Consider the following 21,813-nt stretch of genomic DNA (forward strand, 5'->3'; position numbering starts at 1 on the left):
ACTCAACCGACGTGAAAGACGCAGCAGTCGTGCCCTTCGCCCGCACACCGGACTTCCGCCGAATGCGCGCGCGGGCCCTTGCTCGCCGTGTCGGCCGCGGTGTCGTTGACCCAGTCCATCGCGCCGGCGAACCAGCCCGCGAACATGTAGCAGAGCTTGCCATGCTTGTCGGGCTGCGCCAGCACGAAGGACGAGTGGTGCAGATGGATGCGCGCATGCGACGTCGCCGGATCGGCTTCGGCGAGGGTGAACACGCCCCAGCCGCGCTGCGACAGCCGCTTCAGATAATGCTCGAACACAGCCATGCCGCCGAGGCCGTGCTGCTTCGCTTCCTTGTCGCACCAGTGATAGGCGGACTTGTAGCCGGCCTGGTAGAGAATCGACGCATAGGCTTCGCGGCCGAGCGCTGCTTCGACGGCGACATGATTGTTCGTGAAGAAATGGCGCGGCACGTACAGCATCGGCAGCGCGTCGGTGGTCCAGACACCGGTGTCCGGGTCGACGTCGATGGGCAATTGTGGCTGCATGGCGGGTGCGTATGCGTCGTGCGATTCAACCGTTCCAGACTTCGCCGAACACCCGCAGCCAGTTCTCGCCCATCACCTTCTTGATGCGCGATTCGCTCCAGCCGGCGCGTTGCATCGCGGCCGTGAGGTTCGGGAATTCGCCGATCGTGCGGATGCCTTCCGGATTGATGACCTTGCCGAAGTCCGTCAGGCGACGATAGCGGCCCTTGTCGTGCGTGATCCAGTCGAAGAACTCGGTGCTGTAGCCCTGCGTGAAGTCCGTGCCGATGCCGACCTTGTCCTCGCCGATCACGTCGATCACGTATTCGATCGCTTCGAGATAGTCGTCGATCGTCGCGTCGGCGCCGCGACGCAGGAACGGCATGAACATCGTGACACCCACGAAGCCGTTTGCTTCGGCGATCTCGCGCAGTTGATCGTCCGTCTTGTTGCGCGGATGCTCTTTCAGTCCGGACGGGCAGCAGTGCGAGTAGGTGACCGGCTTCTTCGAGCAGGCGATCGCGTCGGACGACGTCTTCGCGCCGACGTGCGACAGATCCACCATGATGCCGACGCGGTTCATCTCCTGAATCACTTCGCGACCGTATCCGGACAAGCCGCCGTCCGGTTCGTAGGAACCCGTGCCGACGAGGTTCTGCGTGTTGTAGCAGAGCTGCACCACGTTCACGCCGAGTTCCTTGAACACCTCGATGTAGCCGAGGTTGTCCTCGAACGCATACGCGTTCTGGAAGCCGAAGATGATGCCGGTCTTGTTCTCCTTCTTCGCGCGCAGGATGTCGTCCGTCGTGCGCACCAGCGTGAGGATCTCACTGTATTCGCGGATCTGCTGCTTCATCTCCGCGATGTTGTCGATCGTCTTCTGGAAGTCTTCCCACACGGAGACCGTGCAGTTGACGGCCGTGACGCCGCCCTTGCGCATGTCTTCGAACACCGAACGCTCGAATTTCGAAATGTTCAGGCCGTCGATGATGATGCTGGAGTCGTGAAGGCTGGTCATGGTGTCTCTCGATGTATGCGTTGATTTTCTTGCGTGACGGGTACTCAAACCGCGCCTTCGACGCCGCGCTTGGCGGACCGGGCGGTCCTCGCGGATGCCGGACCGGCTTCCTCGAGTGCCGTCTTCGACGTTTCCGGCAGCGCCAGGCCGCCGATCATCGCGAAGATCGACACGGCGATCAGGTAGTACGCCGGCGACAGGTTCGTTCCGGTCGCGGAGATCAGCCACGTGGCGACGAGCGGGGCGGTGCCGCCGAAGATCGTGTAGGCGAGGTTGTAGGTGATCGCGGATGCCGTATAGCGGGTCTTCGTCGCGAACACTTCCGACATCAGCGGTGCCGTCACCACGCCCGAGAACACCGCGCCGATGGCGAGCAGCGCGACGCCGATCAGCGAGTGCGACAACACGCCCGAGCCGCCGAGCGAGAAGGCCGGATACACCGACACGATGATGAAGATGCCGGTCGTGGCGATCGTCGCGCGGCGGCCGACGAGGTCGGAGAAGAAGCCGGCGACCGGGCACAACGCCGCTGCGAAGAGGAGGGCGAGCACCGTCACGAGGAGCGACGTGCCGCGGGACAGGTGCCCGGCCACTTGCAGGTAAGTCGCGAAGTACGTCGTGAACGTGTAGAACGACAGCGCCGTCACGGACACGAACGCACCGAGCTTCAGGATATTCAGCGACTGCGAATGCAGCGTTTCCATCAGCGGGGCATGCGCGATGTCGTGCTTGCCTTCGAGCGCCTGGAACGCGGGCGTTTCATTCAGGTTGACGCGCAGGTAGATGCCGATGAGGCCGACCGGTGCCGCGATCAGGAACGGCACGCGCCAGCCCCAGTCGATCATCGCCTGAGATGACAGCGACGACTCGAGCAGATAGGCGACCACCGCCGCGCAAGCGAACGACGAGAAGGTCGATACCGGCACGAAGCTGCCGAAGAATGCGCGGCGGCGGCGCGGTGCGTGTTCCATCACGTACGCGCATGCGCCGGCGTACTCGCCGCCTGCCGAAAACCCCTGGACGCAGCGAATGATCGTGAGCAGCAACGGTGCCCAGTAGCCGATGCTCGCGTAGGTCGGGAGCAGGCCGATCAACGTCGTCGAGCCCGCCATCATCAGGATCGTCAGCGCCAGCGTGCGCTTGCGGCCGATCCGGTCGCCGATGACGCCGAAGATCAGGCCGCCGAGCGGACGGAATGCAAAGGCCACCGCGAAGACAGCGAAGGTCTTCAAGAGTCCGATCGTGGGGTCGCCGCTGGGGAAGAATTCGCGGGTGAGGATGGTGGCGAGAAAGCCGTATGCGGCGAAATCGAACCATTCGACGAAATTGCCGATGGACGCTGCGGCGATCACGCGCCGCAGGGTGCTGGTGTCGACGTCCTGGGTGGTCATGGTCGTGTCCTCTTGGTGTGGGGCGCTTTGGGTCGCGTCGAAAACCATGGTAGGGACGCCAATTACCTAGGTCCATACGTGTCAATTACCTAGGTAATCGGGGGCGGGATGGCGAGGCTGCCATGCGTCTTCGGCCGGTAACCGCTGTTTGTGCGCGGTGCTGCGGGCCGTTGAAGAGCATCCCCCGCTGCCCCCAATTAATGACCAAACCGCAAGACCTAGTGCATAGATATCGTTTGCCGCAGCGTTAATGACTATCGACAATCGTGGCTCGAATTCCCGCCGTTGCGCCAGAAGCGCGTTGGCGGGCGGCACCTGTCGGCTATCCCGGCCGTCCGTGCCATCCAGCTCACGACGACATGTACGCGTTCACGCCCTCATTCCAGAATCCTGCCGGTTCGCCGATCCGCGAGCTGTTCAAGTACCTCTCCGAACCGGGGATGATTTCCTTCGCGGGCGGCTATCCGGCCAGCGACCTGTTCGACGTCGACGGTCTGAATACGGCCGCCGAACGCGCGTACGCGCAGCCGGTCCGCTGCCTGCAATACGGCCCGACCGACGGCCTCGCCGAACTGAAGCAGCAGCTGATCGCCTTGATGGCGCGCCGCAACGTGACCTGCACGCCGGCCGAACTGCTCGTCACGACCGGCTCGCAGCAGGGCCTCGACCTGTTGCTGCGCGTGATGGTCGCGCCGGGCGACGTCGTGCTGACCGAGCAACCGGCGTATCCGGCGACGCTCTCGGCGATGCGTCTGCAACAGGCGCGCATCGTGACGATCCCCGTCGACAGCGAAGGCCTCGACGTCGACCGTCTCGCGTCGCAGCTCGCATCCGGCGCGATCGTTCAGCCGAAGCTGCTCTACACGGTCCCGACCTTCGCTAACCCGACCGGCGCGACGCTCACGCGCGAGCGCCGGCTGAAGCTGCTGCGTCTCGCGGTGCAATACCGTTTCCTGATCGTCGAGGACGATCCCTACGGCGACCTGCGTTTCGCGGGCGAACCGGTGCCGTCGATGCTCTCGCTCGCAAACGAAGTCGAAGGCGCGCGCGACTGGATCGTGCACTTCGCGAGCCTGTCGAAAATCGTCGCGCCGGGGCTGCGCGTGGGCTGGACGATCGCGCCGGCCGAGATCGCGCGACGCTGCGTGATCGCGAAGCAGACGGTCGACCTGTGCAGCACGCCATGGACGCAAGCCACCGCCGCCGAGTATCTCGCCGACGGCGCACTCGAACGCCATCTGCCGCGCATCACGGCGGCCTACAAGCGCAAGTGCGACGCGCTGTGCGACGCGCTGCGCGACGGCTTCGGCGATGCGATCGCGTTCCATCGTCCCGAAGGCGGGATGTTCGTGTGGGCGCGCATCGGCGCGGTGTCGTCGGACGTGCTGCTGCAACAGGCGATCGCGAACAAGGTCGTCTTCGTGCCGGGCAAGGCGTTCTTCGTGGACAACGTCGACGCCGCATCGCTGCGGCTGTCGTTCGCCGCGCCCGACGTCGACGCGATCCGGGAAGGCGTGGCGCGCCTGGTGCGCGCGTATGGTGCGGCGCTGGCCGCGTGAGGAGACAAACATGAACATCGTCATCAACGACACCGCATGGATGGATGAAGCGCCGGGCATGGCCGATATCCGTCCCGTCGAGCACAAGTCGTCGCAGATCAGCGCGGGGCCGCAGTATGTCGCGGATGTGCTCGGCCGCTTCGGCGCGGATTCGACCGACACGAGCGACGCCGCACCGGTCATCCTCGGCTACAACTGAGCCACGCGGCGGCGGGCTCGCAACGGAAGCCACGGCGCACCCGGAGCCCGTCGCCGAAACGGTTAAGCTAGCGCGATCGAATCCCGCCAGATCGCCGCGCCATCATGTCCGATCCCGCTTCGGAATCGCTCACGCAAACCTACGACCGCCTCTGGTCCTGCCTCGAGTCCGGCGTCGGCACGCAGCGCTCGCCGTTCACGATGCTGCAGGCCGCGACGCTCGGCCTCGACGGCGCGCCGAAGGTACGCACGATCGTGTTGCGGCAAGTGAGCCGCGCCGATCGTCTGCTGTCGTTCCATACCGATGCGCGGTCGGAGAAGGTTGCGGAGTTGCGCCGCGATCCGCGCATCGCCGTCGTCGCCAGCGATCTCGACGCGCTCGTGCAGATTCGCGCGGAAGGCGTTGCATCGATCTGCGACGACGAAGCGCAACGGCGCGCGATCTGGCAATCGAGCCGTCCGCATACGCTGCTGTTGTATCGCGCACCGTTGCGGCCGGGCACGCCGATCGACTCGCCTGAAGAAGCGCATGTCACCGCAAGCGGGAACACCACGCCGGCCGACGACGGTTACCGGAACTTTTGCGTGTTCTACGTCACCGTGACGCGCATCGACTGGCTCGATCTCGCGCGCAGCGGCCATCGACGCGCGGTATTCGACCTGAACGACGACGGCTACGAAGGCCGCTGGATCGCGCCCTGATGTGACGGCGACGTCCGCATCTCCGCTACAAACGCGTACAAATCAGACAAATCCCGGATACATCAGACCTTTCAAATGGGCAACGCCGCGTGGCCGGCGCGCGCCCGAATGAAAGCGAAGGCGCGCTCGGGCGCGCGGCATGTTCACTTTCCACTTCACGAAAGGAGATGCCGAACGATGTCTTCCTCACCGTTTTCCCCGATGCGTCGCCACCTGCTGGCCACTTCCGTGGCCGCCGGTGTATCCGCGATGCTGCCTACCGCGCTACATGCGGCGACCGGCGGCAACGGCATACGCCCGTTCACCGCCCATATCCCTGATGACGCACTGGCAGACCTGCGCCGCCGCATCGCCGCGACGCGCTGGCCGGGCCGCGAGACCGTCGCCGACGAATCGCAGGGCGTGCGGCTCGCGCGCATGCAGGCACTGCTGCAGTACTGGGGCACCGATTACGACTGGCGCAAGGGCGAGGCGCGCCTGAACGGTTTCCCGATGTTCATCACCGAAATCGACGGGCTCGACATTCACTTCATCCACGTCCGGTCGCGGCACGCGAACGCGATGCCGATGATCATGACGCACGGCTGGCCCGGTTCGATCTTCGAGCTGCTGAAGGCGATCGGCCCGCTGACCGATCCGACCGCGCACGGTGCCAGTGCCGACGATGCGTTCCACGTCGTCGTGCCGTCGCTGCCGGGCTTCGGTTTCTCGGGCCGACCGACCAGGACGGGCTGGGGTTCCGACCACATCGCGCGGGCCTGGGGCGAGCTGATGGCGCGCCTCGGTTATACGCGCTTCGTGTCGCAGGGCGGCGACTGCGGCTCGGTGATCTCGCACCGGATGGCGATGCAGCGCGTGCAGGGCCTGGCCGGGATCCACGTGAACATGCCGGCGACGGTGCCGCCGGACATTGCGACGCTGCTCCAGACCGACGCGCCGGCGCCGGCATCGCTGTCGCCGAAGGAGAAGGCCGCGTACGAGAAGCTCGCGACGTTCTATCGCGACAACTGCGGCTACTCGGCGATGATGGTCACGCGTCCGCAGACGGTCGGCTACGCGCTCGCCGATTCGCCGTCGGGGCAGGCCGCGTGGATGTACGACAAGATCTCGCAGTGGACCTACAGCGGCGGCGTGCCCGAACGCTCGATTCCGCGCGACGAGATTCTCGACGACATTTCGTTGTACTGGCTGACCAACACGGCGACGTCGGCCGCGCAGATCTACTGGGAGGATCACTCGAACAACTTCAACGCGGTGGACATCTCGCTGCCAGCGGCGATCACGGTGTTTCCCGGCGAGATCTACCAGGCACCGCGCAGCTGGGCCGAGCGCAGCTATCACAACCTGATCTACTTCAACGAAGTCGACAAGGGCGGGCATTTCGCGGCATGGGAGGAGCCGGAACTGTTCGCGCGCGAAGTGCGTGCCGGGTTCCGGCCGTTGCGTCGCGCGTAAGCAGGGCTTGACGGGAGCGCGCGGGCCGGTTGCAATGCCGGCCTGCGTCGCCGCATCGAGAAAGGCATCCTTGCTGATGGCGCTGTATGAAGCAAGGAAGACCATTACCAAGCTCACGGGCGGAACGGTGCTTCCGATCGGGCGGCAACGACGGTGAGTCGCGCTGCAGGATACAGTCGGCGCTCATCATGCGACCCGCCACGTACCTTTCGAGACCATGACGGGGTTGGAGAACGCTTTCCGCGCCGTGGCTAAATTTCCGACAGAGCGTCCAATTCGCGAGCCTCCGGCAACTGCGCCCACGATGCCGGTCCCGCGCTGATTTCGTCGACGGTCAGCAGGCACGTATCGAGTTCATGCCTCAACTGCTCGCAATCGATAGCCTGACCGATGAATACGATTTCTTGCCGGCAATCACCGACCGGCTCTTCCCATTTGTCGAGAACGCCGGCGACGCGATAATCGTCGCGCGGCCAGTCCGATTGCCGGACGAACCGCCACCAACGACCGACATAGCCCAGCTGGAATCGCCCGCCGGTCTGGACCAGCATGCCGATTTCAGCATGGCGGTGTGCGGCCCAGAGGTAGCCCTTGCAGCGCAGCAGGCGTCCGTTGGTCCATGGCTGACGCAGCCACGCGAGCAGGCGTGCCGGGTGAAACGGTGCACGTTGGCGATAGACCCACGACGAGATTCCATACGACTCTGACTCCGACGGCCTGTCATCGATCCGCATCCGTTGCATCCATCCGGGTGAATCGACGAGTGCCGGCAGGTCAAAGCGGTGGGTATTCAGAATGGCGAAAGGATCGATTGCCCCGTCTCTCATGGGTAGAACTACCGCGGATGGGTTCAATGCTCGGAGCACGGCGCGGAGTCGGTCGAAACCTGCGTCACCAATCCGGTCGACTCGGCTCACGAGAATCACGTTCGCATATTCGATTTGCTCGATGAGCAGCGTCGAGAGCGGACGCGACTCCGCGGTATCGCGACTGTCCGTGCCGTTGGCATTTCGCACGACCGCTTTCGTGACGGACGCGACGGACGCAATCCTGCTCTCGATCGTCTCGCCGTCAACGACCGTGACGAGCGTGTCGAGTCGAGCGAGTTCGCTGAGGCAGAAGCCGTTGCTGTCGAGGAATGCGAACGTCTCCGCAACCGGCATCGGCTCCGAGATACCTGTGGATTCGATCAACAGGTAATCGAAGCGCCGCTGCCGGGCGAGCGTGCTGATTTGCTCGAGCAAATCAGCACGCAGCGTGCAGCAGATGCAGCCGTTGCTCATCTCGACCAGTTCTTCGTCGCCGCGACGCAACTCGACATGGCGGCGCACGTCGTCCGCGTCGATGTTCACGTCGCTCATGTCGTTGACGATCACCGCCACTTTCAACCCGGCGCGATTGCGCAGCACATGATTCAGCACGGTCGTCTTTCCGGCGCCGAGAAATCCCGACAGCACCGTCACAGGGATTCGCGCCGGCGCTTCAACCGGCGCACCCGAATTCGTGCGGGTATTCATGCCGGCGTTTCCGGAGCGCGATCGAGATAGCCTTCGAAAAGGTCGGCAACGACGTAACCGTCGTCGGCGGCGTCGCCCCACAGATCCTTCACCCTGAATTCGACGTGATAGGTCGGCTGGTGTACCGCGCTCGCGTCACCGTGGCCGATCGTATCCGGGAACGGCCACGATTCGGTCGTTCGATGCAGTACGACGCCTTCCTTGCCGCGCACGTAACCCGGCGCGCGAATGTGCCCGGCCACGTATTCGTCGCGAACAACGACGCGATCGCCGACCTCGAACCGCGTCGAGTCGGCGGGCGCCGCGCGGCCGGCGGCGTGCGGCGGGTTGGCGAGCTTGAAGCGGGAGCCCAGCGCGCGGTCGAGTTCCGCCTGCGTCAGCACGCCGGTCTCGACCAGCAGTGTCGCGGTCGCGATCACATAGCGTTCGTAGTAGCGCGTGCCGACGTGCTGACGCACGTCAAGCCGTTCGACGGCGTGACGTACTTCATCCACGCTGAATTTCTTCAGGTGATCGACACCGACGAACATCAGGCCGTACGCGAGATGTTCCCAGTCTTCCTTGAAGACCGGCTTGTAGCCGAGACTGTTGATCGTGTGCGGTACCTTGCCGAAGCCCTGGAATCCGCCGAGGTCATGAAAGCCGTCCATCCGTGATCTCCTAAATGAAATTCGATTGAGGTGCGCTGCCGATCAGTGCGTACGCGGCAGCGCGACGCCGATCAGCACGTCCTTCGTGACAAGCTCCCGCAGTTGCTCCTCCGTCATGTCCTCGGTGCCGGATGGGCGCAGCGGCAGCACCAGATAGCGGCTTTCGGCGGTCGTGTCCCAGACTTTCACGACGACGTCGTCGGGTAGGTCGGTGCCGAGCTCACGCAGCACCGTACGGCCCTCACGGACGAGCCGCGCGCGGTACTCGAAGCCCTTGTACCACTCGGGCGGAAGACCGAGCACGGGCCAGTTCGTACACGAGCACAGGCTGCATACGATCACGTTCTTCAGTGTCGGCGTGTCTTCGAGCGCGACGATGTACTCGCCTTGCGGGCCCGTGTAGCCGAATTCCGCGCATGCGGCGGTACCGTCCTTCAGCAGGCGTTCGCGAAACGCCGGATCGACCCACGCACGCGCGACGATCCGCGCGCCGTTGGCCGGATCCCAGGTCGTCGACATCAACTCCGTCAGGCTTTCGATATAGCCATCCGGGATCAGATTCTTCTCATTCATTACGCGAAACAGCGCCCAGGCACGTTCGCCGGGCGTCGAGGTTGTTTCCGCGGGGGGCTTCGCGTTCATCGTGGGGCTCCTTGTCGTGGTTCGGGTCGAGCGGCGCCGAGGCGTGGTTCCGCGGCGGGTCGCGGCTACGTCGTGTCGGTCACGCTCCACGAGCAGGGTAAGAAGAGAAAAAGCGCGGTTCTTTGTCGGCACGGATCGGAAACTGTGCTGAGACGGTCACGCCGGCCGTTTCGTTACCGCTGCATGGCATTGCCCCTGGAAGCCCGTCACAGCCAATTTCTTGTTCCGCCCGAAAACAGAACCGCGGATTTTGCCTTCCTATTCTCATCCTCAAGCGACGACCGGTCGGTGTCGCGAATCCACGGTGCGTCGGACGCGCCGGCCGATAACAGTCAAGCAGCACACCGAAACCACGACGTCCATCAATGGCGCGCGTTTGCCGCGCGACGGACGAGACGGTGTCTGCGCATCCAGGTGAGGGGAATGATGGACAACGTCAACAAAATGAAGCTGAAGCGAATTGCGTACTGGATCGGCTCATCCCTGATGGTGGTGGCATCGCATTACGCAGGCGCGGTCGAGGTCGATCCGGGCGATTACGAGCAGTACCCGGCTGGCGCGACAATCGGCGTGCTGTACTACAACTATTCGGCGACGAACGCGTATTACGCAAACGGTCACAAGACCTCGGATTTCGATCTGCAGTCGAACATCGGCATTGCGCGTCTGTTGCACGTGTTCCAGCTCACCGATCGCCTGACGATCGATCCGCAGGTGCTGCTGCCGTTCGGCCACGTGAGCGGCTTTGGCAATGCAAGCGCTCTCGGCAGCACGACCGGCGTCGGCGACGTGATCCTGACCGCTCCACTGAAATACCGCCTGAACGACGCGAAGGATGTCGCCGCGGCGACCGTCTATCTGTACGCACCAACCGGAAGCTACGATCGGAACCGCGCGCTCAATCTCGGCGCGAACCGCTGGTCGCTCGATTTTCAGGCCGCGTACGTGAAGCATTTCTCGCCGCAGTGGGCACTCGATGTCGTCGGCGACGCGATCTGGTACGGCAACAACACGTCGTACGGTGCAAGCGGTGCGACGCTGCACCAGCGGATGAGCTACAGCGCACAGGTGATGGTCCGTTACATGCCCGATCCGGGCACGTCGCTCGGCCTCGGCGTCACGCAGCTTTGGGGCGGCGAGACGAGCGTCGATGGTCTTGACAGTCACGATGCGCTGCGCACGACGCGGATGAGGTTGACCGCATCGAAGTTCGTGACGAAGGCGGACCAGGTGCAGATCCAGCTCGGTACCGATCTAAGCGTGCGCAATGGACCGAAGGACAGCGTGTTGGTCGGGCTGCGTTACGCACACATCTTCTGAAGGTACGCCCGCACCGGGATCCCACGCCGGTGTCTGTTAATTCGTTTTACTGACCGTCGAATCGTCGACATCCGTCCTATTCTCCAGTGAGGTCATGCATGGAATCCGCCATCGATAGACACCTTGTCTGCCCGCGAACGCTGTCACGTCGCGTCGCCGACGATTACCAGCCGCCGTTCCCGATGTATGTTGCGCGGGCGGGTGAAGATCTGAGCCAGGTCGTGATGGGCTACTTCGGGGTCCAGTATCGCGGGGCCGATAAACGGGCCGCCGCGCTGGACGCACTGCGCCGGATCGTCGCCGATTTCGGCGCGCCGGATGGCCCGGGCAATCATGACCTGACGCAGCATACCGACAATCAGGGCTACGAAAATCTGATCGCCGTCGGCTACTGGCGCGACCCTGCCGCCTACGCACGCTGGATTGCGTCGCCGGCAGTGGTCGAATGGTGGACATCCGATGCGCGACTGGCGGACGGAATCGGCTACTTCCGCGAGATCGTCGCGCCGCGCGCGGAGCAGTTCGAGACGCTGTATGCGTTCACGAACGATTTCCCGGGCGTCGGCACCATCATGGACGGCGTCAGTGGCGAGATCGAGGAGCACGGCTACTGGGGATCGATGCGCGACAGGTTTCCGATCTCGCAGACCGACTGGATGAGCGCAGACGGCGAACTCCGGGTCGTCGCAGGCGATCCGGCCCGCGGCGGCCGGGTCGTCGTGCATGCGCACGACAACATCGCACTGATTCGCTCCGGGCAGGACTGGCGTACGGCCGAAGACGACGAGCGCCGGCTGTATCTCGACGAAATCGAGCCGACGCTGCGCGCCGGAATGGATTTCCTGCGCGACAACGGCGTCGACGTCGGCTGCTACAGCAACCGCTACGTGCGATCGATCGATCTCGACGGCAACCTGCTCGACGAGAGCTACAACATCGGTCACTGGCGCTCGCTCGACCGTCTCGAGCGCTGGGCCGAATCGCATCCGACCCATCTGCGGATCTTCGTGACGTTCTTCCGCGTTGTCACCGGGCTGTCGAAGCTGCGGCTGTATCACGAAGTATCCGTATTCGACGCGAAGCATCAGGTCTACGAATACGTGAACTGCCATCGTGAAACCGGGATGATGCGCGACGCCGTCGCCAACACCCGCTGAATCGTGCCGGTGCCGCACGTTGCATGCGGCACCGCCTTACCGAACTGGAGAACTTCGATGGCAATCAAGCGCCCGACCCGCGAACAACTTTCCGACATCGCGGCCGACTTCGGCTTTCATGTCGATGCCCGGCAACTCGCCGATTACGACGAGGCGCTGCAGGCGAATTTCGACGCCTACGATGCGATCGATGCGTTGCCCGACTATCTGCCGACCGTTAGCTATCCGCGCACACCGGGTTACCGCCCGGAAGGCGACGAGAACCGCTATGGTGCGTGGGCACGCAAGAGCACGATCCATGGCGCTGCCGACGGCAAGCTGCGCGGCAAGACGGTGGCCGTGAAGGACAACATCTGCGTTGCCGGCGTGCCGATGCGTAACGGGGCGAGCACGTTCGAAGGATACGTGCCCGACGTCGATGCGACCGTCGTCACGCGGATGCTCGATGCAGGCGCGACGATCGTCGGCAAGTCGACCTGCGAGTACTACTGCTTTTCCGGCGGATCGCATACGAGCGCATCCGGGCCCGTGCACAATCCGCGCAAGGCTGGATATTCGTCGGGCGGCTCGTCGTCCGGCAGTGGCGCATTGGTCTCGAGCGGGGAGGTCGATATGGCACTGGGCAGCGACCAGGGCGGTTCGGTGCGGATCCCGTCCGCCTATTGCGGGGTCTACGGGATGAAGCCGACGCACGGGCTCGTGCCGTACACCGGTGCGATGCCGATCGAGGCGACCGTCGACCACCTCGGGCCGATGACGAGCAACGTGCTCGACAATGCGTTGCTGCTCGACGTGATTGCTGGCGACGACGAACTCGATCCACGGCAGCGGGCATTGCCGCCGCGCGCCGACTATCTCGGCACGATTCGCGGCGGCATCACCGGTATGCGGATCGGGATCCTGCGCGAAGGGTTCGGGCTCGGGAATTCGGAGGCAGTTGTCGACGAGGCGGTGCTTGCCGCCGCCCATCAGTTGCGCCGGCTCGGTGCGATCGTCGACGAGGTGTCGGTGCCGCTGCATGCGGCTGGTACCGCGATCTGGCTGCCGATCGCGGCCGAGGGTGCCACGCAGCAGATGATGAAGGGCAATAGCCACGGCTTCAACTGGAGCGGCCTTTACGTTACCGGCATGATCGATCATCACGCGGGCTGGCGAGCGCGCGCCGACGAGCTGCCGGACACGGTGAAGGTGACCATGCTGCTCGGCGAGTACTTCACGAGCCGGTATCGCGGCCGTTACTACGCGAAATGCCAGAATCTCGCGCGGCGGCTGCGCGCGGATTACGACACGGCGCTGCAATCGTACGATCTGTTGCTGATGCCGACCGTGCCGATACGCGCGTCGAAACTGCCGGAGTCCGATTGCACGATGTCCGAGTCGCTGACGCGCGCCTTCGAGATGCTCGCCAATACCGCACCGTTCGACGTGTCCGGACATCCTGCAATGTCGTTGCCGTGCGGGGTCGCCGAGGATCTGCCGCTTGGGTTGCAACTGGTTGGCCGACGCTTCGACGAGGCGACGATCTACCGATGCGCGTTTGCGTATGAACAATCGTCAGACTGGCGAGCGACGACATACGGATAACGCGCCCACTGTGCGTGTTCCGCGCCAACGTGCAACGCAGCTTGAACGGTCGAATCGGTTGGACAATCGTTTTATGAACGGGCACCCTGTCGGTTGCCCGTTCGCCGACCAATTTGGGGCATGATCATGACGATGCATCCGATCCTTCCTGCCTCGCGCGGTGCTGACGCGGGGCTCACGCCAGGCGGTGCGCCGTTCGAGTGGGCGAGTTCATCGATCGAAGTGGCGACCGACGGCTCGGTTAGCCAACGCATCGAATTCTGGCGCGAAATGATCCTGCGTCTGTTCGCCGACGTGCAGATCGCGACCGTGCAGAAGGCCGATTTCTTCGGCCAGGTACGGCAGCGCAAGTGCGACAAGCTGCGAATCTCGGACATCCAGGCAAGCGAGCAGGCGGTAACCCGACGCTATCGTCAGGCGCGGAGCGAATACGAGGACAAGTATTTCGCGGTCCTGATGCTCGAGGGGAGCCAGGCTGTCGAGCAGGACGGCAAGATCGTCACGCTGCAGCCGGGCGATTTCGCGGTGTACGACGCGACACGGCCGCATCATCTGCAATTCGGACAGTCGTGGCGCGAGATTGTCGTCAGTATTCCGCGCGCGACGCTGAACCAGCTTGTCGTCGGGATGGAGCACCGGACGGCGTGCCCGATCCCGACAGGACAGGGCGTCGGCTGTGTCATGCGCGGGTTTCTCGAACAGATGTCCTCGCAGATCCGCCACGTCTCCGAAGACGAGATGCTGCAGTTGTCGGATACCGCGATCTCGCTGATCGCGATGACGCTCGGGAGCCTGCAGCGCAACGATCTCGCGCAGTCGCGCATGAAGGCGCTGACGCTGACACGGGTGAAGCGGCATCTGCTTGAGCACTTGCACGACCCGGACCTGAACCCGATGCTGATCGAGCAAGCGATCGGCATTTCGTCGCGGTATATCAACAAGCTGTTCGAGGCGGAGAACACGTCGTTGATGCGTCACGTGTGGAACCTGCGTCTCGAACGGTGCGCGAACGATCTCGCGAATCCGCAATGTGCGACGTTGCGCGTGTCCGATATAGCGTTGCGCTGGGGGTTCAACGATATGTCGCATTTCAGTCGCGTATTCCGCGAGCGATTTGCGATGTCGCCAAGGGAATGGCGAGAGTTGAGGCACGCAGGGAGAGCCCCGGATTGACCATTCAGGGCGGGCGTTTCGCGGCGTGGGTAGCGCCGGAGCTGATTGCCCGCGAAGTGCGTGCCGGGTTCCGGCCGTTGCGGCGCACGTAAGCGTCGCCTGAGGGAGCGCGCGGGTCGGCTGCGATGCCGCCCCGCGTTCATTGCTACTTCAGCGCATGCAGCGCCTGCGCAAACCGCTTGTCGGCCAGATACGCGACATTGAACCGGCAATACGCGGACGGTTGATCGGCCTGCGGCGAGAACACTGCACCCGGCGCGAGGATCACGCCGCGCTCCAGCATCGCCTGCGCGAGCTGCATCGAATCGGACCAACCGGGCAACGTGGCCCACAGATACAGGCACTGCTCGCTCGGCCGATAGACCTGCGCGCCGAGCCGATCGAGCGCGTCGAGCGCGGTGGCGGTCGCGCGCCGCAGCTTCTCCTGCAGATGATTCGTGTGCCGGAGGAAATGCCCGTCGCTGACGATCGCATCGAGCGTGCGCTCGCAATACTCGGAGCTGCTGACGTGGGTCAGCATCTTCACGTCGGCGAGGTCGCTCGCGAGTGCCGCGTTGCACGCGAGGAAACCGACGCGCAGCGCCGCCGACACCGACTTCGAAAAACTGCCGATATAGATCGTCCTGCGCAGCTGATCGAGCGTCGAGACGCGCGTGAGCGAGCGCGGCCGCAGGTCGGCCAGTGCGTCGTCCTCGACGATGATCAGGTCGTGCACATCGGCGAGCTGCAGGATCCGGTGCGCCTTGGCCGCGCTCGTATCGGTCGCGGTCGGGTTGTGCCCGACCGATTGCGTGAAGAACAGCTTCGGCCGATACGCGGCGATATGCTCGGCCAGTTTCGCGACATCGGGGCCGTCGATCTCGCGCGGCACGCCGACGATGTTCGCGCCGCTCAGCTTGAGCTTGCCGAACAGCGGGTAGTAGCCGGGATCGTCGACGAGCACGGTGTCGCCGGGGCGCACGAAGTAGCGCAGCACGAGGTCCATCGCCTGGTTCGCGCCGTGCGTGAGCACGATCTGCGCGGGCGGCGCCTCGATCTCGTAGCCGGCGAGCTTCTGCTGCAGCGACTGGCGCAGCGGCAGGTAGCCGAAGCGGCTGCCGTAACGGAACAGCGACGCGGACCCGGTGCGCACGATGCGCTGCTGGTACTGGTTCAGCCGCGTCTCCTCGAGCCATTCGATCGGCGGGAAGCCTTCGCCGAGATTCAGCACGTCGGGTTTCTCGTGAAGCTGCTCGCGCATCAGCCACACGATGTCCATCGCGCGGTCGAGCGAGCTTGGCTCGTCGACGTCGGGCGCGGCCGCCGCGCGCCGCGTGACGAAGAAGCCGGAGCCGCGGCGCGGTTCGATCAGGCCGTCGGCGGCAAGCATCTCGAATGCGCTGATCACGGTGTTCTTCGAACACCCGGACGCCTCGGCGTATTCCCTGATGGAAGGCAGCTTCGCGTCGGCCGGCAACACGCCTTCCTCGATCTGTCTGGCGAGATTGTCCGCCATGGCGCCAGACAGGCTGGCTCTTGCACGCTGTTTCATCGCGATGTTCCGTCGGGCAGGTTCACTGTCATGGGTACAGGTGGTCGACTGTCTGGTCCTTCTGTACCTTTTCAATGGGTACAGCGTGACTATTATTCGGCTATCCGCTGCCTGCCGCAACCGTGGCAGTCAACACCGCCACCCCGAAACAGAACGACATCATGCCCATCGATTCCGCGTTGCCGAACTTCCGTGCGCTCACGCCCGCACAACGCCTGTCCCATCTTGCCCGTACCGTCGGACTCGACGATGCCGAGCACGCGCTGCTCGCCGCCCCCGGGGCGCTGCCGCTCGACACCGCGAACGGCATGATCGAGAACGTGATCGGCACATTCGAGCTGCCGATGGCGGTCGCCGGCTACTTCCGGATCAACGACCGTGACGTGATCGTGCCGATGGCCGTCGAGGAGCCGTCGATCGTTGCGGCCGCATCGTATATGGCGAAACTGTCCCGCGCGGCCGGCGGCTTCCGCACGTCGAGCAGCGGGCCGCTGATGCGCGCGCAGGTGCAGGTGATCGGCGTCGGTGACCCGTACGGCGCGCGGCTCGCGATCCTGCGGCACGCGGCCGAGCTGATCGCGCTCGCGAACAGCCGCGACAAGGTGCTGGTCGGCCTCGGCGGCGGCTGTCGCGACATCGAGGTGCATGTGTTCCCGGACACGCCGCGCGGCGCGATGGTGGTTGCGCATCTGATCGTCGACGTGCGCGACGCGATGGGCGCGAACACGGTCAACACGATGGCCGAAGCCGTCGCGACGCGCATCGAAGCGATCGCAGGCGGGCAGGTACGGTTGCGGATACTGTCCAATCTCGCGGATCTTCGGCTGGCGCGCGCGGAGGTACGGTACTCGGCCCAGACGCTCGCGACCGACGACTATTCGGGCGAGGCGGTGATCGACCGCGTGATCGATGCGTACGTGTTCGCGGCGACCGATCCGTACCGCGCCGCGACACACAACAAGGGGATCATGAACGGCATCGATCCGGTGGTGGTCGCGACCGGCAACGACTGGCGCGCGGTCGAGGCCGGCGCGCATGCGTATGCGAGCCGCAGCGGCCGCTACACGTCGCTGACGACGTGGGAGAAGGCCGGCAACGGCGACCTCGTCGGCACGATCGAGATGCCGATGCCGGTCGGGCTCGTCGGCGGCGCGACGAAGACGCATCCGCTCGCGCGTCTTGCGCTGAAGATCATGAACGTGACGTCCGCGCAGGAACTCGGCGAGATTGCGGTCGCGGTCGGCCTTGCGCAGAATCTCGGCGCACTGCGCGCGCTCGCGACCGAAGGGATCCAGCGCGGCCACATGGCGCTGCATGCGCGCAACATCGCCGTCGCCGCCGGTGCGACGGGCGCGGACATCGACCGGATCGCGCAACGGATGATCGTGGCGAAGGACGTGCGCGCGGATTTCGCGGTCGCGCTGTTGGCGGAGCGCAGCGCGGGCTGACGCGCGGCGTTCGGCATGCCGCGTGCCGCGTGCCATGCCGGTAGGGCCGGCGACATATCAATCAAGGAGGAGACACATGGAACAGACCGGTTCAAGCGCCGTATCGGTGGCGTCTCATCGCGTGCGGCCGTTTGCGCAGGCCGACGCGTCCGCCGGCACGCTCGTCGAGGTGTGGGGCGACACGGTCGCCACGAAGCACCTGGCGTGGTCGGTCCTGCTCGGCATCGCGATCAGCCTCGGCGCCTTCGAGGCCGGCCGGCTCGCGCTCGCATCGTTCGTGCACGACGCGGCCATCGCGCGAGCGTACGCGATGCTGATTGGGCTCGGCGGCTGCCTGCTGGCCGGCGCGCTGTGCGCATTCCTGTTCAAGCCGAAGCGCACGGTCATCGAGCATGCGGCCGGCGGCCCCGAGCGCGACGAAGCGCTGCGGCAGCTCGCCGAAGCATCGGGCGGGCTCGGGTCGGTGAGCGACCTGTCGCCGAGTGCACGCGCCGAGATGGAAGAGCTGGGTCTGCTCGACCTGTTCGCTTCTTACGAAGCGTCTTCCGCGCGGGTGCGCACGGGAGGCCGCTGATGGACGCTCTCCTGCATGCGTTGCCGTCCGCGCTGGCGATGGGGCTTCTTGGCGCGATCGTGTTCTCGGGCATCGGCCTGATCTCCGGCACCGACGAAACGACGACGATCGCGCCGCTCACGTTGCTCGTCGCGCTGCTCGGCGTGCCGCCCGCCGGCGTGTTCACGTTCTTCCTCGCGGGCGCGGTGGCCAAGCACATCACCCATTCGATCCCGACCGCGCTGCTGGGCATTCCCGGCGACACGATGGCCGCGCCGCTGCTGCAGCAGGCGACACTGCTGCGCGCGCTCGGCGTGCCGCACATCGCGCTGCGCAAGATGATCTCCGGCGCGATCGTCGCCGCGTTCGTCGCGCTGCCGCTCGCGGTGCTGTTCGCGTCGCTGCTCGCACCGTTTGGCACGGTGATCGCCAAAGCCGCACCGTGGGTGTTCCTCGCGGCCGCGGTCGGCATCGCGTATTTTTCCGCGGGACGCTGGGCGTCGGTGCTGCTGCTCGTGCCGTTCGTGATGCTGGTGGTCGGGCTGCAGGCGCTGACCGGTCATTACGGCGTGAAGCTGAGCGTCAGCTATTTCCTCGGGATCGCGATCGGCCCGCTGGTCGCCGATCTGTTCTCGATCCTGTCGCCGGCCGAGCGGCGGCGCATGCGCCGCGACGGGCCGTCGACATTCGTGCTCGCGCCGGACGTGAAGAGCTGGCGCGGCTACTTCCCGAATCCGCTGAAGGTGCTCGACCGCGAGCAGGTGGGCTGGACGGTCGGGACGGCCGCCGTGTCGAGCGCGACCTTCGTGTTCAGCCCGGTCGCGATGACGGTGCTGATGGGCGAGATCGTCGGCGCGCGCGTGCGTCATGCATATCAGCGCCTGACGACCGTGATCGCCGCGCGCAACGGCGTGACGGAGGCAACGTACATCGCCGAGGCGCTGATCCCGCTGATCGCGTTCGGGTTGCCGCTGAGTCCGGTGGCGGCCGGCCCGGCCGCGCCGCTGTTTAACGCGCCGCCGCGCTTCACGGTCGACGCGGCCAGTGGGCAGATCCACAACCTGCATACGCTGATGAGCTGGCCAGAGTTCCTCGGCTATGGGCTGCTGTCGATCCTGCTGGCCGCACTGATCGCGTATCCGCTCGCGATGCACCACGCGCACCGCGCGGCATCGTTCGTCGCACGCAAGCTGAGCCACGAGGCGATCATCGCGACCTTCGCGGGGCTGATCGTCGTGATCGGCGTGTGGGAAGGGCAACTGCTGGGGCTCGCGGTGATCGTCACGGTCGGCCTGTTCGGCGGGATGCTGTCGCGCCTGTTCGCGTTCAACACCGGCGTGCAGTTCATGGGCTACTACGTCGCGGTGCTCAGTGTGCCGGCGATCGTCAAGCTGCTCTGACGCTTCGGCGCACCGGGCCGCGTGTGCCGCGCGGCCGCCGAAACGCCTCGATTCACACCGATTCGCGTGCGATTTTGAATCGCTGTATGTCGTATCCGAACACGGATACGTTGAGATACAAAGCATCCGGAGGGTTCGGATATAAAACCCGTGAAGCGATTCACACGGCGGCGCGGTGCCATGCGCCGCCGATGTGAAACAGCGAAACCGGAATCCCTTCCTTAGCGATCGACAATGGAGAACGAGTCATGCCTGATACCGTGAACACCCGCCGCCGCCTGATCCTGGGTACGACACTCGCCAGCCTGAGCCTCGCCGACCTCGGGTTCGGCTCGCTGGCACGCGCGCAGTCGGCACCCGATGCGTCGACGACGAAGCGCACGGCCGGCGCGGCCTCGCTCGGCAAGATCCACCAGATCGACGCGGGCGTGCTGAACGTCGGGTATGCGGATCTCGGGCCGAAGAACGGCCCCGTCGTGTTCCTGCTGCACGGCTGGCCGTACGACATCTACAGCTACGCGGAAGTCGCGCCGCTGCTCACGGCGGCCGGCTATCGCGTGATCGTGCCGTACCTGCGCGGCTACGGATCGACGACGTTCCGCTCGGCCGACACGGTGCGCAACGGCCAGCAGGCGGTGACGGCCGTCGACATCGTCGCGTTGATGGATGCGCTGAAGATCGACCGCGCGGTGTTCGGCGGCTACGACTGGGGCGCGCGCACGGCCGACATCATCGCGGCACTGTGGCCGCAGCGCGTGAAGGCACTGGTGTCGGTGAGCGGCTACCTGATCGGCAGCCAGCAGGCGAACAGCAAGCCGCTGCCGCCGCAGGCCGAATTCCAGTGGTGGTATCAGTTCTACTTCTCGACCGAGCGCGGCGCGCTCGGCTACACGGAGAACCGCGATGCGTTCAACAAGCTGATCTGGCAGCTCGCGTCGCCGAAGTGGCAGTTCTCCGACGAAACCTATGCGCGCAGCGCCGCGTCGTTTCAGAACCCCGACCATGTGGCCGTCGTGATCCACAACTATCGCTGGCGCCTCGGGCTCGCGAAGGGCGAAGCGCGATACGACGACATCGAGCGGCGGCTCGCGGCCGGCCCGGCGATCACCGTGCCGACGATCACGATGGAAGGCGACGCGAACGGTGCGCCGCATCCGGACCCGGCCGCGTATGCGAAGAAGTTCACCGGCAAGTACCAGCACCGGACGATCACCGGCGGCATCGGCCACAACCTGCCGCAGGAAGCGCCGCAGGCGTTCGCCGATGCGATCCTGCAAGTGGAGCATCTGTGATGCGGGCCGGGAGTGACGTGATGCGTCGCGGTGCGCGCCGTGCGCTCGTCGCGGGCGTGCTGCTGGCCGGCGTGTGGTCGGCGACCGGCCCGGCTGCGTTCGCGGAGCAGCCGAAGCCGGCCGCGTCGCCGATCTACGGCGTGACGATCCCGCCCGGCTACCGGAAGTGGGAAATGGTCGCGCCGGCCGAGGAAGCGGCGCCGCTCGACGAATTGCGCGTGGTGCTCGGCAACCCCGTTGCGATCCGCGCGCTCGAACAGTCGACGCTGCCGTTTCCGGACGGCACGATCCTCGTGAAGCTCGCATACAAGCGCAAGCAGTCGGACGAGTTCGCGCCGGCGACGGTGCCCGGCCAGGCGACGACGGTGCAGGTGATGGTGAAGGATTCGCGTCGCTATGCGTCGACGGGTGGGTGGGGCTTCGGGCGTTTCATCAACGGCGTGCCGGCCGATATCGGTCAGCATCAGACGTGTTTTGCGTGTCACCAGGCGCGCGTGAAGAATCACGACTTCGTGTTCACGCGGTTGGTGCCTTGACGGTGTGTGTGCATAGAAGCCACCGAGCGTGTTGATTGCCGTTCCATCATCAATGGGAGGCTGCGTGGGACTACGCTCGGCCCGGGTTGGACGCGGCCGCCCGGATGATTCCTCGCGCTTTGGCCATTCCGTTCGACGGCATGGCAGCGGCAACCCGGTCGCTCGGATTGCGCCGCCGTAT

20 protein-coding genes are annotated in these 21,813 nt (G+C 65.1%); 13 read left to right on the forward strand and 7 right to left on the reverse strand.

The genetic code is table 11. The features are described from left to right. Nucleotides 1-2: 2 nt before the first annotated feature. From DIE23_RS20850 to DIE23_RS20860, 3 genes are read right to left on the reverse strand one after another with little or no spacing between them, the layout of a single operon-like run. Nucleotides 3-527, reverse strand: coding sequence for a DUF5943 domain-containing protein (locus DIE23_RS20850; RefSeq protein ID WP_124613864.1), 525 nt, complete (start codon nucleotides 525-527; stop codon nucleotides 3-5). 25 nt (nucleotides 528-552) lie between these two features. Beyond that, nucleotides 553-1,524 (reverse strand): dipeptidase, encoded by a 972-nt coding sequence (locus DIE23_RS20855; protein ID WP_124613865.1) that lies wholly within the window; start codon nucleotides 1,522-1,524, stop codon nucleotides 553-555. A gap of 44 nt (nucleotides 1,525-1,568) precedes the next feature. After that, the gene (locus DIE23_RS20860; protein ID WP_124613866.1) at nucleotides 1,569-2,915 is read right to left on the reverse strand and encodes an MFS transporter; all 1,347 of its coding nucleotides are present in this window, start codon (nucleotides 2,913-2,915) and stop codon (nucleotides 1,569-1,571) included. Between the two features lie 359 nt (nucleotides 2,916-3,274). On the opposite strand from DIE23_RS20860, the gene DIE23_RS20865 reads away from it, so the two are divergent. The 4 genes from DIE23_RS20865 to DIE23_RS20880 all read left to right on the forward strand — a co-directional run bounded on the left by DIE23_RS20865 (nucleotide 3,275) and on the right by DIE23_RS20880 (nucleotide 6,829). After that, nucleotides 3,275-4,474: a PLP-dependent aminotransferase family protein gene (locus DIE23_RS20865; protein ID WP_124613867.1), complete on the forward strand. Its 1,200-nt coding sequence runs from the start codon at nucleotides 3,275-3,277 to the stop codon at nucleotides 4,472-4,474. 10 nt (nucleotides 4,475-4,484) lie between these two features. Further along, nucleotides 4,485-4,673: a hypothetical protein gene (locus tag DIE23_RS20870; RefSeq protein WP_124613868.1), complete on the forward strand. Its 189-nt coding sequence runs from the start codon at nucleotides 4,485-4,487 to the stop codon at nucleotides 4,671-4,673. A 104-nt stretch (nucleotides 4,674-4,777) separates the two neighbouring features. After that, entirely contained in the window at nucleotides 4,778-5,374 is a 597-nt protein-coding gene (locus DIE23_RS20875; RefSeq protein WP_124613869.1) for a pyridoxamine 5'-phosphate oxidase family protein, read from the forward strand. A gap of 177 nt (nucleotides 5,375-5,551) precedes the next feature. Then, complete coding sequence (locus DIE23_RS20880; RefSeq protein WP_124613870.1) at nucleotides 5,552-6,829, forward strand: epoxide hydrolase family protein; 1,278 nt, start codon at nucleotides 5,552-5,554, stop codon at nucleotides 6,827-6,829. 251 nt (nucleotides 6,830-7,080) lie between these two features. Here DIE23_RS20880 and DIE23_RS20885 read toward each other — a convergent pair whose 3' ends face one another. Genes DIE23_RS20885 through nthA form a run of 3 tightly spaced genes read right to left on the reverse strand, consistent with a single transcriptional unit; the run spans nucleotide 7,081 to nucleotide 9,638 of the window. Beyond that, nucleotides 7,081-8,346, reverse strand: coding sequence for a GTP-binding protein (locus DIE23_RS20885; RefSeq protein WP_124613871.1), 1,266 nt, complete (start codon nucleotides 8,344-8,346; stop codon nucleotides 7,081-7,083). Continuing rightward, nucleotides 8,343-8,996 (reverse strand): nitrile hydratase subunit beta, encoded by a 654-nt coding sequence (gene nthB, locus DIE23_RS20890; RefSeq protein ID WP_124613872.1) that lies wholly within the window; start codon nucleotides 8,994-8,996, stop codon nucleotides 8,343-8,345. Before nthB ends, DIE23_RS20885 begins: the two co-directional genes overlap by 4 nt. A 42-nt stretch (nucleotides 8,997-9,038) precedes the next feature. Beyond that, nucleotides 9,039-9,638, reverse strand: coding sequence for a nitrile hydratase subunit alpha (gene nthA, locus DIE23_RS20895; RefSeq protein WP_124613873.1), 600 nt, complete (start codon nucleotides 9,636-9,638; stop codon nucleotides 9,039-9,041). Between the two features lie 423 nt (nucleotides 9,639-10,061). On the opposite strand from nthA, the gene DIE23_RS20900 reads away from it, so the two are divergent. From DIE23_RS20900 to DIE23_RS20915, 4 genes are all read left to right on the forward strand, one after another. Next, the gene (locus DIE23_RS20900) at nucleotides 10,062-10,958 is read left to right on the forward strand and encodes a transporter (protein ID WP_124613874.1); all 897 of its coding nucleotides are present in this window, start codon (nucleotides 10,062-10,064) and stop codon (nucleotides 10,956-10,958) included. 98 nt (nucleotides 10,959-11,056) lie between these two features. Next, entirely contained in the window at nucleotides 11,057-12,115 is a 1,059-nt protein-coding gene (locus DIE23_RS20905) for a phenylacetaldoxime dehydratase family protein (RefSeq protein ID WP_124613875.1), read from the forward strand. 57 nt (nucleotides 12,116-12,172) lie between these two features. Continuing rightward, nucleotides 12,173-13,699 (forward strand): amidase, encoded by a 1,527-nt coding sequence (locus tag DIE23_RS20910; protein ID WP_124613876.1) that lies wholly within the window; start codon nucleotides 12,173-12,175, stop codon nucleotides 13,697-13,699. Nucleotides 13,700-13,825: 126 nt separating this feature from the next. Then, nucleotides 13,826-14,872, forward strand: coding sequence for a helix-turn-helix domain-containing protein (locus tag DIE23_RS20915; protein ID WP_124613877.1), 1,047 nt, complete (start codon nucleotides 13,826-13,828; stop codon nucleotides 14,870-14,872). Between the two features lie 145 nt (nucleotides 14,873-15,017). Here DIE23_RS20915 and DIE23_RS20920 read toward each other — a convergent pair whose 3' ends face one another. Next, the gene (locus tag DIE23_RS20920; RefSeq protein ID WP_124613878.1) at nucleotides 15,018-16,403 is read right to left on the reverse strand and encodes a PLP-dependent aminotransferase family protein; all 1,386 of its coding nucleotides are present in this window, start codon (nucleotides 16,401-16,403) and stop codon (nucleotides 15,018-15,020) included. A gap of 161 nt (nucleotides 16,404-16,564) precedes the next feature. Here DIE23_RS20920 and DIE23_RS20925 point away from each other — a divergent pair, with 161 nt between their 5' ends. From DIE23_RS20925 to DIE23_RS20950, 5 genes are all read left to right on the forward strand, one after another. Continuing rightward, the gene (locus DIE23_RS20925) at nucleotides 16,565-17,851 is read left to right on the forward strand and encodes a hydroxymethylglutaryl-CoA reductase, degradative (protein ID WP_124613879.1); all 1,287 of its coding nucleotides are present in this window, start codon (nucleotides 16,565-16,567) and stop codon (nucleotides 17,849-17,851) included. 76 nt (nucleotides 17,852-17,927) lie between these two features. Next, on the forward strand, nucleotides 17,928-18,425 hold the full coding sequence (locus DIE23_RS20930) for a hypothetical protein (RefSeq protein ID WP_124613880.1): 498 nt from the start codon (nucleotides 17,928-17,930) through the stop codon (nucleotides 18,423-18,425). Beyond that, nucleotides 18,425-19,804 carry a tripartite tricarboxylate transporter permease gene (locus DIE23_RS20935; RefSeq protein WP_124613881.1) on the forward strand — a complete coding sequence of 460 codons (1,380 nt, stop codon included), beginning with the start codon at nucleotides 18,425-18,427 and terminating at the stop codon, nucleotides 19,802-19,804. Before DIE23_RS20930 ends, DIE23_RS20935 begins: the two co-directional genes overlap by 1 nt. Nucleotides 19,805-20,052: 248 nt before the next feature. Next, nucleotides 20,053-21,096, forward strand: a complete 1,044-nt coding sequence (locus DIE23_RS20945) for an alpha/beta fold hydrolase (protein WP_124613882.1) — start codon at nucleotides 20,053-20,055, stop codon at nucleotides 21,094-21,096. Further along, nucleotides 21,096-21,632: a cytochrome P460 family protein gene (locus tag DIE23_RS20950; protein ID WP_124613883.1), complete on the forward strand. Its 537-nt coding sequence runs from the start codon at nucleotides 21,096-21,098 to the stop codon at nucleotides 21,630-21,632. Before DIE23_RS20945 ends, DIE23_RS20950 begins: the two co-directional genes overlap by 1 nt. Nucleotides 21,633-21,813 lie beyond the last annotated feature (181 nt).

The sequence above is a fragment of the Burkholderia sp. Bp9143 genome (assembly GCF_003853645.1).
In the GTDB taxonomy this organism is placed as follows: Bacteria; Pseudomonadota; Gammaproteobacteria; order Burkholderiales; family Burkholderiaceae; genus Burkholderia.